The 16,898-nt window shown below is 43.7% G+C and carries 12 protein-coding genes; all 12 read right to left on the bottom strand.

Annotated features, from left to right (window positions below; all coding sequences use genetic code 11):
- Positions 1-66: 66 nt before the first annotated feature.
- Positions 67-303: a hypothetical protein gene (locus P5V12_RS19560; RefSeq protein ID WP_316954761.1), complete on the bottom strand. Its 237-nt coding sequence runs from the start codon at positions 301-303 to the stop codon at positions 67-69.
- Between the two features lie 31 nt (positions 304-334).
- The gene (locus P5V12_RS19555; protein ID WP_316954760.1) at positions 335-868 is read right to left on the bottom strand and encodes a hypothetical protein; all 534 of its coding nucleotides are present in this window, start codon (positions 866-868) and stop codon (positions 335-337) included.
- A 15-nt stretch (positions 869-883) separates the two neighbouring features.
- Positions 884-1,723 carry a zinc-dependent peptidase gene (locus P5V12_RS19550; RefSeq protein ID WP_316954759.1) on the bottom strand — a complete coding sequence of 280 codons (840 nt, stop codon included), beginning with the start codon at positions 1,721-1,723 and terminating at the stop codon, positions 884-886.
- Positions 1,720-2,289, bottom strand: coding sequence for a rhomboid family intramembrane serine protease (locus P5V12_RS19545; RefSeq protein ID WP_316954758.1), 570 nt, complete (start codon positions 2,287-2,289; stop codon positions 1,720-1,722). Before P5V12_RS19545 ends, P5V12_RS19550 begins: the two co-directional genes overlap by 4 nt.
- 9 nt (positions 2,290-2,298) lie before the next feature.
- Entirely contained in the window at positions 2,299-7,590 is a 5,292-nt protein-coding gene (locus tag P5V12_RS19540) for a DNA repair ATPase (protein WP_316954757.1), read from the bottom strand.
- Between the two features lie 69 nt (positions 7,591-7,659).
- Complete coding sequence (locus tag P5V12_RS19535; protein WP_316954756.1) at positions 7,660-9,624, bottom strand: hypothetical protein; 1,965 nt, start codon at positions 9,622-9,624, stop codon at positions 7,660-7,662.
- 37 nt (positions 9,625-9,661) lie between these two features.
- Positions 9,662-10,351, bottom strand: a complete 690-nt coding sequence (locus P5V12_RS19530) for a DUF1449 domain-containing protein (RefSeq protein WP_316954755.1) — start codon at positions 10,349-10,351, stop codon at positions 9,662-9,664.
- Between the two features lie 59 nt (positions 10,352-10,410).
- The gene (locus P5V12_RS19525; protein ID WP_316954754.1) at positions 10,411-11,094 is read right to left on the bottom strand and encodes a PspA/IM30 family protein; all 684 of its coding nucleotides are present in this window, start codon (positions 11,092-11,094) and stop codon (positions 10,411-10,413) included.
- Positions 11,095-11,108: 14 nt separating this feature from the next.
- A complete protein-coding gene (locus P5V12_RS19520) occupies positions 11,109-11,570 on the bottom strand; it encodes a YjfI family protein (protein WP_316954753.1) in 462 nt (153 codons plus the stop codon).
- 531 nt (positions 11,571-12,101) lie between these two features.
- On the bottom strand, positions 12,102-14,528 hold the full coding sequence (gene gyrB, locus P5V12_RS19515; protein WP_316954752.1) for a DNA topoisomerase (ATP-hydrolyzing) subunit B: 2,427 nt from the start codon (positions 14,526-14,528) through the stop codon (positions 12,102-12,104).
- Between the two features lie 54 nt (positions 14,529-14,582).
- Positions 14,583-15,716 (bottom strand): DNA replication/repair protein RecF, encoded by a 1,134-nt coding sequence (gene recF, locus P5V12_RS19510; protein WP_316954751.1) that lies wholly within the window; start codon positions 15,714-15,716, stop codon positions 14,583-14,585.
- 57 nt (positions 15,717-15,773) lie between these two features.
- Positions 15,774-16,877 (bottom strand): DNA polymerase III subunit beta, encoded by a 1,104-nt coding sequence (dnaN, locus tag P5V12_RS19505; protein WP_316954750.1) that lies wholly within the window; start codon positions 16,875-16,877, stop codon positions 15,774-15,776.
- Positions 16,878-16,898: the final 21 nt, after the last annotated feature.

Raw genomic sequence — 16,898 nt, 5'->3', positions numbered from 1 at the left:
TGAGTTGGAGCTACTACATATCAAATTATCGGAGCCAGATTTCCCCCCAACCAGTACATAATTTGGTTAGAGCTTTAAGTCTGTTCGTAACTGATTGACCCTGTCCAGTAAATCACCTTGAAGTTCATCTTCGTTCAACCGACCAATAATGTTTCTCAATATGCGTTTTTCATTCTCGTCTACCACACCGTCCTTTAATGCGATATCGACAATTTGGTTCAGTTCATCAACGCAAAGCTCGCCGTCAGCAAAGCAATTAATCGAGTGAAAGGACATTTCTAGATAATCTCTATTTTCGCTCACTGTGTTGTTCCTTTTTGACTTATTAAAACAATTACTGCACTTTAGTAATTAGGTATTGAATAATCTCGCCTCTATCCGGTTGCTTTTCCATCCACTCTTTGAAGTTGCATATCTTTTCAAAAGCTTCTGTACCCAGCTTTTCCTCATAGTGGCTATTTAAGCTTTTCTCCTGTTGTTTAAGTCGAATATTTCTTTGCCAAGCGTCAGTAAAAATACTGGGTAGCTTATTTTGTACATCAAGGGATTTAAGCAATTGCCACTCGCCTTTATCTAACCAGGCTTCATCACAACCGGTACATAGTTCTATTTTATTTCCTGATTCAGCACTTATCTTGAACTTTGTCATCATGCGCTGGCATTTTGGACAGAGCTTTGCCTGGGTGTTGTCTTCTACCATTGTGGTGGTTGAAGGCTCTGACTCAACATTCAAGTTGTTGTCATTCCAGTATCGATAATTCATTAGGGGCAGCAATGCACCTTCACATTTTGCACAACGACAAGCGATTAGCCCAACTTCCAATTCACTGGGTTCAAGCTGGTAACCTTTACACTGTGGACAATCCATACTGACTCCTTACTTTTACTCTTTTGGTAAACAACAACGTTTATATTTTTTCCCACTTCCGCACGGACAGGGGCTGTTCTTTCTAACTCGGACATCTTCAGCAATGGCCATAACATCCTGCTTATAGAATTCAGTTAAAGCTGCAAAAAGCTTCGGGTGTTTTTCCTGAAGCATTCTCGGCCTTTCAAAGAAATATTCTGAAGCAACAGCCAGAAATTCCGCTCTATTGGTTGCGCCGTAATCCCGGATATTGCTTTTGTTGGAGTCAATTTCTTCAATCTTTTTCTCAACCAGATCAAACCATGGAATCGAAAACTGAAATTCCTTCAGTCGCTCAGGAAAGCCATCACAATCACCATCGGCCATATCGACCAAGTGCACAAATTCATGAATACCAACATTTTGTTTATCACGGCTGTTTTCAAATCCTTCATATAGATGAGGACGACTCAATGCCATTTTCCCCGTAAATGGACCCGTACCCACCATACCGGAAATATTAGAGTCAGGCTTACCACACTCAAATTGATCATTAAATGAGGAGGGTAAAAGGTACACGGCTTTAAGATTAAAGTAGTGCCAATTAGGAAACCCCCAAACGGGGATAATTGCACTTGCTGCGACCAGCAATGCATCCTCTTCTGTCACTTCAAACTGCCCTGCTTCAATCGCCGTAGTTTCCAAGAACAACAGTACACGTTGGTGAAATAGCGCTTTATCCTGCGCATTCAGTACTCGATAAAATGCAACTTTTTTCTGCAGAATATCGCTCCAGCGTTGCTGCCATACAACATCACTGGCCTTAGGCTTTGGGGGAAAAAATTTCCCCAGAATTTTTTTTATAACACTTATCACCGCAGTGCCCTTTTAAAACGAGGAGATTTAGCGGCCATTGCCGCAAAAAGAATACCTGCCACACAACCAAACAAATGGGCTTCGTAAGAAACCCCTGGTCGGGTTGGCAAAATGCCGTAAATCATTCCACCGTAAAGAAAGACAACAAATACAGCAATACAAAGATTTTTGAAGCTTCGATCAAACCAGGCTGTCATTATCGATAAGCTCCATAAACCAAAAATCCAGCCGCTTGCTCCTATATGAATGGCGGGCCTTCCAAACAGCCAAACCAAAACACCCGCTACCACAATGATGAAAAAACTGGCTATCACAAAATAACGTACGGGACGCAATAGACATATTGCGCTGAAGATACTCAGACCTATTATGTTGTTTATCAGATGGCCATAGCTTTGATGAATAAAAGGCGACGTAAATATGTGATACCAGGTTCCCCAGTGACGAGGAAGAATACCAAAATACTGCAGCTGCCCTTCGAGCATTACATTGGCAATATGCACACCAACCAAAACACACACCAGGCCAATAATTATTTTAATACGTAACCAAAAAGACCCCACCATCACTAAAAACTAGCTTGCAGAGCCCTTATCCGTTTTACCAATCACCTGTGCTTCCAGAGTTCGTAATTGGCGGGAGATATCTTTCATTTTTTCGTGTGTTCTTAAATCAATCTCCAGTTTTTTATCCATACTGCGTACCAATGGAAAAATACTGTGCTCAATAGTTTCTGCTAAAACCGTGAGGATTTTGTCGATTCCAGGAACAGGTTCGTTCACCACTTTAATAGAAGGTTTGGACTTCTGCAGAACTTCGGAGAGTCTGTCGATCATTACCATCAACGCAGCGGCAGTTTTATCACCTTCTTTCGAGGGCGAGGCTGCAGCATGTGCGGCTATATCCGACAGGGACTGAACACCACTAACGAGGTCGGCCAATTGCGCAACGACTTTGCCACCCGTATCTGCATCGTCTCCACCCATTGCCTTGTTGCGCAGGAAGTCTTTTTTAATCTGGTCCCATCTAGCCTTCTGCTCTTCGCTCATATTGCCTCTGAGTTCAGCCAGTTTAAGCAGGTTGTCTTCCGCACCAGTTGTTAACAGCTGTGCCTCACCAACGTAGTGGTCGGCAATCATCTGCATTAGCTCCTGCTCATTCATGACTGCCGAGATTTTTTCCGTCATTTTATTCATGTTACGGTAACTACCCTGTAACTTGAACGGAGGCTCAGTTCGGTATTTATCGTTTTGTGCAGCCGAAGCAATATACTGTTGATTTATTTTTAGGATTACATCCTGCACAACAAACATTTTCTTCAGGATTTCAGTAATTTCATTTATTTCCGCACCACTGTAGGCATAACTTAAATCCGTGGTCGCAATGTTTGCCCCTTTGGCCATATCAATTAACTTATAGACATCCGACATTTCCCGGACTGCCAATGGCGCAAGTACGGGGTTGGAGGTAAGCGCATTTTCAATGTAACTCAGCGCAAACTGTTCATCCATACCACCGAGAATATCACCGAGATTATAGATGTCCGCCCGGTTGGCTAACATATCGGGAATTTTGAACGCCTCTCCTGATTCGGTGTAAGGGTTACCGGCCATGACGACACAGAACTTACGCCCACGCATGTCGTAGGTTTTAGTCTTGCCTTTCCATACACCCTCAATTCGACGAGTACCATCACATAGGGAAATAAATTTCTGTAAGAATTCCGGGTGAGTATGCTGGATATCATCCAGATACAACATAACATTGTTACCCATTTCCAGAGCCAGGTTTAACTTATCCAACTCTTGCCTGGCGGTTGCATTAGGAGCCTGCTCGGGATCAAGGGACAGCACATCATGACCCAAAGATGGGCAATTAATTTTCATAAAAATTAATCCCAACCGATTGGCAACATACTCCATTAATGTCGTTTTACCGTAGCCGGGCGGAGAAATCATCATCAACAAGCCCATGAGATCTGTACGCTTGTTCTCACCGATGGTTCCCATTTGTTTCGCGAGGTTGTCACCAATAAGGGGAAGATAAGATTCGTTAATCAAACGGTTCCGAACAAAGGAACTGAGCGGACGAGGTTTAAACTCCTCCAGACGTAATGCTTCACGATTGTTACTGATCGCTTCCTGGCGCAGCTTTAAATAGCGGTGGTATGCAGGCACCACTTCAAAACGGTGATTCTCCATACGTAGCAAATAGGAATCCAGAGAAAAACGTAATTGACGATTTTCAATAGTCGGGTGATCCCCTAAAAGGCCGTCAATAGTTAACTCAAGGTCAACTTCAGTAAAGCGCCTTTCCAGACGTTCATCCGCATTGATAAGAGCAACTGCTTCAGGAATGTAGCGAGCCAGGTTCCCTAAGTTTTTCTTTTCCGTCAAAGCCTGCAACCATGCAACTGATAAATTCCAACGCTCTGCTGGCCAGCCAACCATTTTTTCCAATGCCATTTGGTAGCGACGCCAACTACCGTCATCCATCGAGCGCTTAAGCTCTTCAACAAGTTGCGTAGCATATTTGCTACCAATGAACTCAATACGTTCACGACTAAGCTCTGCAACGAGGTAATCAGCAGCACGACGAATATCCAGTTCCGTCACCGGTATTGGATGTTGCTGAATAAAGTCGGTAAGTGCATGCCTGACCTCATCAGCGAGTAATTCTACGGCTTCTGTGCTGGAGAAAAATGATTGCATCTGTGCTGCAGATTGCGCTCGTTCGGGCCAGGTGGTAAATGACAATGACGCGCGCTCAGCTTGTTGCGGTTTGTTTTTCGCCAAGCTTTTTATGTTCGCCCAGAATATCTGCGCAAGACCGCGACTTAACGGATCAAACCGAAGTAGATCCGCTCGATCTATCGCGGGTAGTAATTCATTTAATAATAAAACGGCATCGTGATCGTGGACGCCTTTTTCATAACCCTCTTTGTATCGAGGAGCCGCAAATTCCTTTACCAGTTTGCTCAGTATTGCTTCATCTAATAGCCCCTGATTCAAAGCATCAATGGAAAGTCCATCACGCTGCTTTTCTGCGGACTCAATGATTAAAGAGGCAAGGTATTCAGCTCGGTACACTTTGGGCGTTTCTGATTCCAGAGATATATCCCAGTATTCGCGTGTGCTTTGCAACTCGTCATCTTTAATCGGTTCATAAAAAGTTGTCCCTGTTAAATGGAGATTCAATTCGCCATCACGGGGAATAATAGTCAGATCCAATTCCTGAGTGTTTACCGAGAATTTATGTCGAGGACCCAATTTAATTACATTGCCGCCCTGTTCAAAAATATCGGTTTTATCTCTTAAAGAACGTAGAGCCTGTTCCTTAATGCCTTTAAAGCGTGATTCAATATCATCCGCTTTCACTGCACTATCCAAACTGCGCAATTGTTCGACCAGTTCTTTGATTTTCAGTACCAACGCGTCCGAGGCAAAATAGGTATTGAGTTGATCTGCGGCGGTAAATTTTAGCGAACGCTTTTCAATACTGGCCAATATGCGAGAAGCAGCATCACTTAAAGACTGTGCCTTGCGTTGACGCTCATCCAATAGTTGTTGTTTATGGCTTTCAAAAGACTCATAGACTTCCTCGCGCTTCTCCATAATGTCAGCGAGGAATTGATCGAAATCGCTAAACTGACTTTCCAGTTCTTCGAGTTGAACTAAAAGGCGCGAGAGCTGTTCGTCACACTTCTCTGGTGTCGACGCCAAGCCCAGGGCGTTGGTAATACTTTGGGAAAATAACTTAAACTGCGCACCGAATTGCGCTTTCGCTTCTTCCGAGCCCAGATTTTTTTGCTTGTGCTTGGCGTTCGCTTTACTCTGGTTAAGTTTGGAATACACCAATGAGATCGCGTCAATAATACGCGTTCTAACCGTCGCATCATCAACTTGAAGCGTTCCCATTAATTCAGAGAGTAGATCCAGGCCAAAGGCTGTTTGCTCAATTGATTCGATTAAAGGCTGCAAGGTTGCGTTAGTCGTTGCCTCTTCAACTTCTTTATTTAAAACCTCGATTTTTTCGAGATAGGGATCTAACGCTTTTTCATCCGACAGGAAATCAACTGTTTTCCGGGATAGAGACTCCTCAACATCCTGTAGTTGTTTCTCTAATTCCTCGACACGAGATAAATCGATGTATCGGTAATCTTTTATGGTTGTTAGATGTCCTCGTTGACGCCGTAGCCTGCCCAAGGCTTCAACATATTCTTCGGCAGTTTGCCAATTATCCGGGCGCACCGATTGAATTAGGGATTCCTGTTCCCGTTCGGCATCCAGCATTGTTTTTGCCGATTGCTGGCGAATACTTTCTACTTTTTCAAATTCATCAATAACCAGTTCAGAAGTTGCGGCTACTTCCTTTATTAATGAGGCAATCTCTTTAGTGTCCGTATCCCCTATCCAGTAGTGATCATCAAATATTTTTTTGGCGGCCTTGCTGAGTTCTTCATAAAGACGCAATGAAACCGACTGATTACTGATCATCCGACAGATACTGTATAAATCAGACACACCACGCACTAGTTCTGCGTTACCAATTTTTCCATAAAACGTCTGACTGGCTGGCGCTTTACTGGCAAATTCTGCACTTTGATAAGGTGTTTGCCAAACCTGCATCGGGTGCACACGCGTGGGTTCAGCTTCCGCAGAAAAAATGACTAGTTGACCATTTTCAGCCAGGGCATAACCGTTACCGTATATTGGATTTTGAAGTTTTTTCTCGATGATGTTGTAGGCGAACAAACCAACCACACCTTCAACTGGTTCATAGAAAACATAGAGAACATCTTCTCCGTTTGGAGAGCGGATAGAACGTTTAAACATCAGGCCGGCGGCATCGTCGTCAAACTTTTTATACTCACCGGTTTGTAAGTAGTACCCGCCGGGGAAAACCAAACCATGATCTTCCGGTAATTGGACACAGGACTGACCAATTGCATCGACTCTCAGCACATCTTGCGTCAATGTGTTAAAAATAAGGTAACGGTATTGCTCTTCTCTATAGGGGCGAATGCGTAACAAAATTAAATCACCAATCGCGGCATAAGCAATGTGTGCATCATCCAGAGATTGGGTTTTGTCTTCTACCGGCTCCCGATAGATACCGAGACCATCCTCCGTGTTATTTTCGACCTTAACGGTAAGGTCCCCACCAATAGTTTCAACAAATACCGTATCGAGAATATTGACGTGAGCATGGCGCCCATTTACGGTATTTTCACGCGTTGTTTCAATCCATTCAAAATCATACTTTGGCGGAAGTTGAATATCGCGTTCGCCGCGATTATCTATATATTTAAGCTGTTTTCCATCAGCAGAAACGGACCAACGAAATACCCGTATATCTTCTGGTCGCTCACCAATTTGAAAAGCGGCCAGTAGCTTTCCGTCTTTAATTGTAAGCTGGGTTAATTTGGTGTGCTTGTAGTAGCGATACAGTTCTTCAAAATCGTTAACAAAACCGCTTTGTGACAGGAATGTGCCGCTGATAGGTACCTGAACAATGTCAAAACTTCCGTCCTGCTCTTGTAAATTAAACAGAGCAAAAACATCTTCAACTCTTGTTTCCTTTTTAAGGCCCAGAAAAACGTTGTAGCCAAAAAGCAAGTAATCACTAACCTGAACAATATCTCTTGCAATACAATTGTTTTCTGTTCGTACTCGTACCCTGGCTTTCACTTCCATGTCAGCGCTGCCAAACTCGCCTAAGCGCGCCGCATTTAGCTCATTGGCTTTGTTGGAAAGTGTTTGTCCCTGAGTTTCTAATCGCTTTCGAATAATCTCATAGGCACCACCTTCGGCAACGGCGCTATCCACCGCATCCGAAGCTTTACCGGTTTCATCCCGCTGTTCCATATCACTACCCTACGCAAAAATCACATATAAGAAGCGGGGCCTATGGCCCCTTTTTTTATTTGCTCGCACTTACGCTTTGTCTTCTTCTTTATCCGTAGCGGATAGGTTTGGGATGATAGGTTTTCCGGAAATAACGCGATCAATAAGGGCGGATATGGTTGAGCTCTTATCTGCCAGGCCATCCACGGCTTTACCAATAGAGAGAGATTTAGCAAAGTTATTGAAGAAGTGATCTTCACCACCCACAATATCAATCTTCGCTTTCTGTAATGCTACTGCAAGTACTTCAGCATTTTCTCTGGCAATATCTTTACCCGCATCGATGGAAGCCAACGCTTCTTTCAGTGCCGTTTCAAGACCCATACGATATTCTTCATGCGCTCGAGCATCTGCACTCATGCTGTTCATGGCATTAAACTTATCAACCAGGCCGTCTGCCTCGGCTTTAAAGTGCTCACGTGTAACATCGGCATTGGCCATACCAATTTCTTTTGCAGCTTTCGCTTCCGAATCACCTTTCGCAGCAATCACTTCGGCTTCAGCCTTACCTGTACCCAGGTGAGCATCGGCTTCGGCTTGACCTTTCGCTCTAATCACATTCGCTTCCGCAATACCTTCTTTTTCAAGTGCATCTGCTCTGGCTTCTTGGACTTTCGCATCCGCTAAACCAGGTGCTGCACGTTCGGCTTGAATACCTTCCGCAAGTTTTTTCTTCGCATCTGCTTCTTTGGCTGCCGCTTCCAGGTTAGCCTGGGCAAGCGTAGTGATTTCCACAGCCTTATGTTTAGCTGACAGCTCTTCCGCTTCTGCGGCTTTTACTTGCTTAACTTTCTCTTCGTCAGCCTCGGCTTCTGCAGCAAGAACTTGTGTCTGCTTAGCCCGGTCCGCTTCGGACACTTCTCTTACTTCTTTAATACGCTCTTCTTCTATCGCAACTGTTTTGTCAACGGCAACACGTTCGCGGATAACATTGGCAATTTCTTTTCTCTCAATCTCAACCGCTTTTTCTGCTTCAATTCGTTGTAACTCAACTTCACGCTCTCTGGCAACGATCTCCAGGTCTCTCGCGCGTGTTACTTTTTCCACTTCAATAACAACGGCTCTCTGACGATTTTGCTCAGCAACTTCAATTTCGCGCTTCTGGTTTTCTGTTTGAACAGCTAAGTCCTGATCTGCTTGAATCGTTGCCGTTTCAGCTTTAAGTCGCTCTTCCTCTTGTACTTTTTTAGTTTCGGCTTCTTCCCTAGCCCGAATTGTCGCGATTTCTCTTTCTTGCTTTGCTTCGGCATCTGCTTGTTGTCTTTCAAGCTCCAACATTGCTTCTACCGTTTCAACATTTTTCTTTTTAATCGCCAGCTCTTCATCTCTTTCCAGAATATTGGTGCGAACATTCTGTTCCGCTGTTAACTCAGTAATTTTCTTAATACCTTCAGCATCGAGGATATTACTTGGATCCAGGGAAGCTTTTGGCGTTTGTTCCAGGTAGTCAATCGCCACATCTTCCAACACGTAGCCATTTAGGTCTTCACCAATAACTCGAATAATCTTCTCACGAAACTCCAAACGATCTTCAAACAGCTTAACAAACTCAATTTGTTTACCCACCGTTTTCAATGCTTCCGAAAACTTTGCGTTAAAAAGTTCATTTACTGCGCCTTTATCTGAGGCTCTATCTGCGCCTATCGATTTGGCGACTTTTAACACATCTTCAGCTGTCTCATTCACACGCAGATAAAATGCAACGGTAATGTCAGCGCGCATGTTGTCGGCACAAATCAAACCATCTTTTCCTCTTCGGTCAACCTCCAGGGTAATCAAAGAGATCTTCATTAGTTCCTTTTTATAGATAATGGGATAGACCAAAGCCCCAGTGAAATGTACTTTGGGCCTTGGGGACATATCATTAACAATTAAAGCCGTCCCTTGCTCAACCTTGACATAGAACGCTTTAAATAATGCAGCAAATCCCATAAGAATGATAAAAACAATACCAATGCCAATTGCAACTGGCATAAGAACCGATAGATCAGCCATAGCTGTTTACCCCATATCCTAATTAAATTTAATTTTGCTATTTGTTTCCTAAAAACTCTTTTTCCGAGATAACTCGAAAGGTATTTTTGTCTTTCAGATGTTCCAGTAAAACCACTCGATCACCTTTGACAAATTCTTCGCCCCCGGTTGTTCGTACCTTCAAAATCAAACCAGCTCCACCATCTTCCAAGGTCGCTTCGCCAAACTCCGAGTCTACTTTCGAAGTTCTAACAATTGCGGTTTGTCCAAGTACATGTTTCACAGTTTGTTGCTGGGCTTTTTTAAACAAGGGACGTAGAGGTTTAATCAATACGGCTGTAATCATTACGGCCACATATAAACTAAACAATAAAACCGGGATTCCTGCCAGAAAACGCAAGGCTCCTTCAGGTACAAACCCAAGTAAAAAGTGGACAATATAGTAGGAGAATATCCAACCAAGCAGTGAGATAAAAGATATGATAACTGTTACAGGAACTCCCTGAAGGCCAAAGCGTAACATAAGCCCGGCTAAAACATCCGGGTTGGAAAAACCTTCGCCTTCGATTTCAAGACCATCAGCCTCAGGAAGGTCGAAATCGAGAATATCGATATCAATAAAACCCAATACAGCTATCAGCCAATAGAGAACTGTGATGGCGAGAAAGAACGTAAAAATTACGGTAGGGAAGGATGAGATATTCTGATAAAACGGATCCATATCCTCCATAAAAAAGATCGCAAACATACCCCACCCTCCATATTGCTGATTTTTATATGTTGTTAATTAACATCTGTTAACAGCATTTATTTTTTCTTCAACCTATCAAGTATATCGTCGGCACTTTTTCCGCTGGATGCAATTCCAGCTTTTTCAAGTTTCGATTGAAGTGATGTTTCTGACGTCTCTTCTGCTATTTCTTTTGCTGCAGACATTTGTGCAGATTTTAATGCTTGTCTTTCCTTGATACGTTCCAGCGAATCCATCGCTGTTCGCATTTTGGATTGCGATCCACTATGACGCTCCGCCACCGCAGCTTGGGCACGTTGCACATTTTCTGTCGCTTTAACGGTATCAACCTGTTGTTTAATGCGCTTCAGGTTTTGTTCTGCTTGCTTTATAGCTTGTCGAAGAGATGCCACACTCTGTTCAAAGCCTTTTGCGGCCTCCTGTTCCTGAGTATGTTGGTTTTCAAGATCTGCGATTTTTTCCGCGACTTCTCTTGCTAACCCTTCATCCCCCTTATCCAGTGCTTTAATCGCATAGCCTTCATGTTCTTTTATTTGCAGTTCCAATTGCGCACATTTTTCTTCCGCCACTTTTTGCCGAGCTAATATTTCCGCCAGGCTATCTTTTGATTGATTCAACTCTTCCGATGATTCCCGGATTTCTTGATCAAGGATTCTTAGGGCTTGGCTATCAACAATTGCCTCACCAGCTTCGTTTACCCCACCGCGTAACGCGGTCATCATTTTTGACCAAATATTCATTTGTCTACTCCTGCTTAGCTCGCTTCAACGGAAATGTTCAGAAACTCGCCATAAGCTTCCGTCGCCTGAATAACATTACTTGCCAACACTTCAATTTCAAATACTACGTTTTGTATTAGCGAGGTCGAACTCAGCGCCCCAAACATCTGATAGTAGTCACCGTTTGAGCCCATCTGATCAAGGCAAATTGTGGAGAGGGGGAAGTATTTGTGTGTTCTCAAAATCGCTTCATTAAACCCTGCAACATCTTTTACCTCCGACACAGACCAAAGAACGGATTCAGCAATAATCTGGTCACCCGAAACGGTCAGGAAAATAGGCAGGTCGCCGTATTCTTTCATTGTGATATGTATCGCTGGCTCGACACCATCTATTAGTTCAATCGCAGCCAAACCACTGGCAAACAACTCAGTTTCCTTTAGAGAGTCATACAAACTACTTGTATTCCAGCTGCTCTCTTTTTTGCTGTTACTCATGCTTATCTCTCCTTTTGAAGCGACGGTGTCGCCTCGAAGCCTTAAATGCTTTTCATATTCAGCGAGCCGTCCAGAATTTTCTGGAAGGATCCAGACTTCCTTTTTCACTAACCCTTGTTCTCGAAGTCTTTTCCGATACTCTCGTTGGTAATGTGCTGAGGATTTTGCTTTCATAGGGCAAATATAGTTTATTACATGTAATACCGTCAATAAAATTACATGTAGTAGTTTTTATGATTGATATTAAAAAAAGAGATACAATTCGTCACCCAACCAAAATAGGATTTTGATTTCAGACTAAGTAAGTAATCACACACCCTACAAACACTTTTGCTCGGCAATTGTGGACTCGCGGTTAGCAATTCTAACGAGTATATCCGAGTATTAAGCGATGGGATAGCAAGCCTGCGGAAGACGTACTTTACTTACAGTTCGACAGTTTGAATTTTAAAGAAAGGAGAGAAGAGTAGTAAAAAGCCAGAAAACCTCTGCCCTGATAATAAGCGGACAGAGGTTTAATATTGGTCTTAATTAGACATCCAGGTTAGCAACAGCGAGAGCATTGGTTTCGATAAATTCACGACGCGGTTCCACCTGATCCCCCATTAAGCAGGTAAATATCTGGTCGGCACCAATCGCATCTTCTACCGTTACTTTCAACATACGACGGGTTTCTGGATCCATAGTCGTCTCCCAAAGCTGTTCGGGGTTCATTTCACCCAACCCTTTGTAACGTTGTATGTTGTATCCTTTTTTGGACTCGGCCATGATCCAGTTGAGAGCTTCTGCAAAGTTAGAAACCTTGTGCTTCCTCTCACCTTTAGCAACATAAGCAGTTTCATCTAGCAAACCATCAAGCTGCTCACCCAAGCCACGCATTTTTTTGTAGTCTTCCGACTCGAAGAAATCCTCATTCAAGCGCACTCTAGATGAAACACCGTGTGCAACCATATTCACTCTGGGTAAAAAGCTGTGGCGTTCCCGATTTTCGGACACTTCCACTTCATATTTATGGGTCTTTGATGACTCGTTTATCAGTACCAATCGCTCTTTTAGTAACTCAGCCCAGGCTTTAACACTCGCCTCGTCCTTAAGTTGCTCAGACGTCAATGTAGGTAAGTAGATCAATTCATTTAGAACGCTTTCAGGGTAGATTCTTGAAAGTCTCTCAATGACAGAGTTCACCTTGCGGTAGTCTTTGACCAGTATTTCAAGCTGCGTACCAGGTAGTGCGGGCGCATCTTCTGACACATGTAATTCTGTCGTTTCTACCGCAGAGTTAGTCAGGAACTCAGTTAATGCTTCGTCATCTTTGAGGTATTGCTCTTGTTTACCTTTGGACACTTTATATAAAGGCGGCTGAGCAATAAAGATATGGCCGCGTTCAATCAGCTCTCGCATTTGACGGAAGAAGAATGTAAGCAGCAATGTACGAATATGCGAACCATCTACGTCCGCATCCGTCATGATAATAATGGAATGATAACGTAGTTTATCTGGATTGAACTCTTGGGCACCAATTCCACAACCCAATGCTGTAATAAGCGTTCCCACCTCGGCACTGGATAACATCTTGTCGAAACGCGCTTTTTCTACGTTTAAGATTTTACCTTTCAACGGAAGAATGGCTTGTGTCTTTCTAGCTCTTCCCTGTTTTGCAGAGCCGCCTGCAGAGTCACCCTCCACAAGGTATATTTCTGATAATGCTGGGTCTTTTTCCTGACAATCTGCCAACTTACCCGGTAGACCAGCGATATCCAACGCACCCTTACGGCGAGTCATTTCCCGAGCTTTACGTGCCGCCTCTCTCGCTTTCGCCGCTTCTATCATTTTGCCAACAACCATTTTGGCTTCAGCGGGATTTTCCAATAGGTAATCAGTGAATGAGCGCCCCATTTCCTGCTCAACAGCAGTTTTAACCTCAGATGATACCAACTTATCCTTGGTTTGAGATGAGAACTTAGGATCTGGAACCTTAACCGAAATAATCGCAGTCAAGCCTTCTCGGGCATCATCACCCGTGGTATTCACCTTTTCTTTTTTTCCTAAACCTTCACTCTCGATATAGTTATTGAGGCCTCGAGTTAACGCGCTTCTAAAGCCGGCAAGGTGCGTTCCTCCATCCCGTTGTGGAATATTATTGGTATAGCAAAAGATGTTTTCCTGGAAACTATCATTCCATTGCAACGCTACTTCTACACCCACGCCATCTTCTTCACGCTGAGTGGAGAAGTGCATTACTTTATTGATTGGGTTTTTGTTTTGATTCAGGTATTCAACAAACGCTTTAAGCCCACCTTCATATTCGTAGGCTTCTTCTTTCGCGGTACGCTCATCAACCAGTACGATGCGAACACCAGAGTTAAGGAATGACAATTCTCTAAGCCGCTTGGCGAGAATATCGTAATGGAATTCAATATTATTAAACGTTGCCGGAGAAGGAATGAAATGTACCGCTGTACCTGTCACATCCGTCTCACCAATAATTTCTAGGGGCTTTTCAGGCACGCCGTGATGATAAACCTGCTCATAAACATTTCCACCCCGGCGAATCGTTAGCTTTAGGGTTTCTGAAAGAGCATTTACCACCGACACCCCTACACCATGCAGACCACCGGAAACCTTATAGGTGTTGTCGTCAAACTTACCTCCAGCATGTAGTACAGTCATAATCACTTCAGCAGCTGAGACGCCTTCTTCGTGCATTTCAGTTGGGATACCACGACCATTATCAGAGACGGTAACAGATTCGTCAGGATGAATAACCACTCTGATTTCGTCGCAGTGGCCAGCAAGAGCCTCATCAATAGAGTTATCTACGATCTCAAATACCATATGGTGCAAGCCAGTACCGTCATCTGTATCACCGATGTACATGCCTGGTCGCTTTCGAACTGCGTCCAACCCCTTCAAAACTTTAATACTGGAAGAATCGTAATTATTTTCTTGATCTGTCATTGGTTTGCTCTTACCTAATAGTACTGACTCAATTCCGCCTGGCTCTACCCTTCATCAAACAGAAGTTATCGCTTGAGGCTCTTCAGTTATAGTTCCATGTTTCACGTGAAACACTTTACCTTGCCTCTCTAACCACGAGCCGGCAAGAAGTTGCTTTTTCTCAATCCCGGTAATAAACACTTGGGAATTCATTTCCCTAATCCAATCCTGAATCAGGTTTCGATTAGATCCATCCAGCTCAGCCGGTAGATCGTCCAATAGAAAAACTGGTGACCTTAAGGTAGCGTCTTTAAAAACCCGGGCCAATGTCATAAACAATGCAGTTATGATGACCTTCTGCTGGCCCCGCGATAGATAGTCAATCGCGTTTGCGTTCCCCAACATCACCTTAAACTGCGCCTTATGAGGGCCGATATTTGTATACCCCAGCTTTTTGTCGCGCTCAAATGAGTCGGCTAGTAACGAGGTTAAGGTACTGGCGTCATCCCAACCGTGATCATAAACAAGCTGAATATCAGAAACATTAGAAAACCCAGCACCAACTCTTGAAGCAGCTCTACTGAGAATCGCGGCAAAAGCTACCTCAACTCCCCGTAAACAATCCGCTCTAAGCTCCCTTATTTGTTCGGATAACCGTGTTAACTCCTGGTCCCAGGGCTCCAAATTCTGGTAGGTAATTTTACCAGATCGGAGCAAACTATTCCTTTGCTTAAGGCATTTTGTATAGTCTTTCCAACACTGCCCAAACCGATGTTTCACGTGAAACACCAACCAATCGAAGTATTGACGACGTATTTTGGGGGATCCTTCCAGCAATTCAAAAGAGTGAGTATTTAGCACAAGTATTGGTAACAACGAAGCCAACTCTGCAGAACTGGATACCGCTCTACCTGAAGCGCGGGTTCTACTTTCCCCTCTCTGAGCTCGCTCTATCCCCACTCCGGTTTTCTGGTCCTGCTCGACAACATCGGTATAAAGAACAAACCTGTCACAATTGCGACCGACCAACTGCCGATATTTACGTGTACGGAAAGAACGACCGTGAGCGAGGTAGCTAATGGATTCCAAAAGACTTGTCTTCCCAGACCCGTTTTCGCCGTATATAAAGTTAACGTCGGGACTGGGAGATATGTCGGCGCTGAGGATATTTCGAAACTGAGTAATACTAAGCCTTGATATATAGGGCACTGCGTATCAACTCGTTATTAACAATGAAGTAGTAGAGATAGAAGAATACCAATGAAACTACAGTCTCATTGGCATTACTACATAAGCTGAATCCGAATTTTCAGGTTCTTCTAACAGAACACTGCTATTGGAATCGGAAAGCGTTAATTGAATTTTTTCGGAAGATAAAACGTTGGCGACATCCTGTAGATAACTCACGTTAAAACCAACTTCCAACGAATCGCCAGTGTAATCCACAGCTACCTGATCCTCCGCCTCCTCCTGCTCCGGGTTGTTAGCAATAATAGTAAGCTGCCCGGTTTCCAAATTAAGCCTCACACCACGATACTTTTCATTGGACAAGATTGCAGTACGAGCAAACGCCTGCTTTAGTTCAGCCCTGTCGCCTATAACGATCTTATCCCCGCCCTTAGGAAGCACACGCTCATAATCCGGAAATTTCCCATCAACAAGCTTTGATGTGAATGTGAATTCAGAAGTGACCGCGCGGATATGCGTTGAACCAAAAACCAATTCCACAGTGTCTTCCGAGTCATTCAACAACCTCGAAAGCTCAATAACACCTTTACGAGGCAATATTGCCTGCTGGGTATCTTTAACATCCACAGTGACTGACCTAGTGCACATTGCCAAGCGGTGTCCATCGGTTGCTACAACACGCAGAGCATCAGGCCGAACCTCCCACAACATACCGTTCAAATAATAACGAACATCCTGTTGGGCCATAGAAAAGCTAGTTCGATCAATTAAGCGCTTAACCTCTTTTTGTGGACAACTAAACACCATGTCCTGTGCACCCTGCTCAACCGCAGGAAACTCGCTGGCAGCAAGAGTAGAAAGGGTAAAGCGACTACGACCTGATTTGATCGTAACCTTTTGATCTTTAAGGGAAAAGTCGATATTGGATCCATCGGGCAAAGATCTGACAATATCCACAAACTTTTTAGCAGGGACCGTAATTTCTCCAGCAGTGTAATCTCCATCAAGCGGAATACGACCAACAATTTCCACTTCTAGATCGGTACCCGTGAGAGATAATTGATTCCCCTCTAAAACAACCAATACGTTTGAAAGTACAGGTAACGTTTGTCGGCGTTCAACCACACCCGCTACCAATTGCAATGGTTTAATGATTGCTTCTCTAGAAACAGAAAATTTCATTGTGTTTTCTCTTAAGATCCA

The sequence above is a fragment of the Teredinibacter sp. KSP-S5-2 genome (assembly GCF_032773895.1).
In the GTDB taxonomy this organism is placed as follows: domain Bacteria; phylum Pseudomonadota; class Gammaproteobacteria; order Pseudomonadales; family Cellvibrionaceae.
Note: the sequence above shows the minus strand (reverse complement) of the source record. Positions and strands in the feature narration are given on the sequence as shown.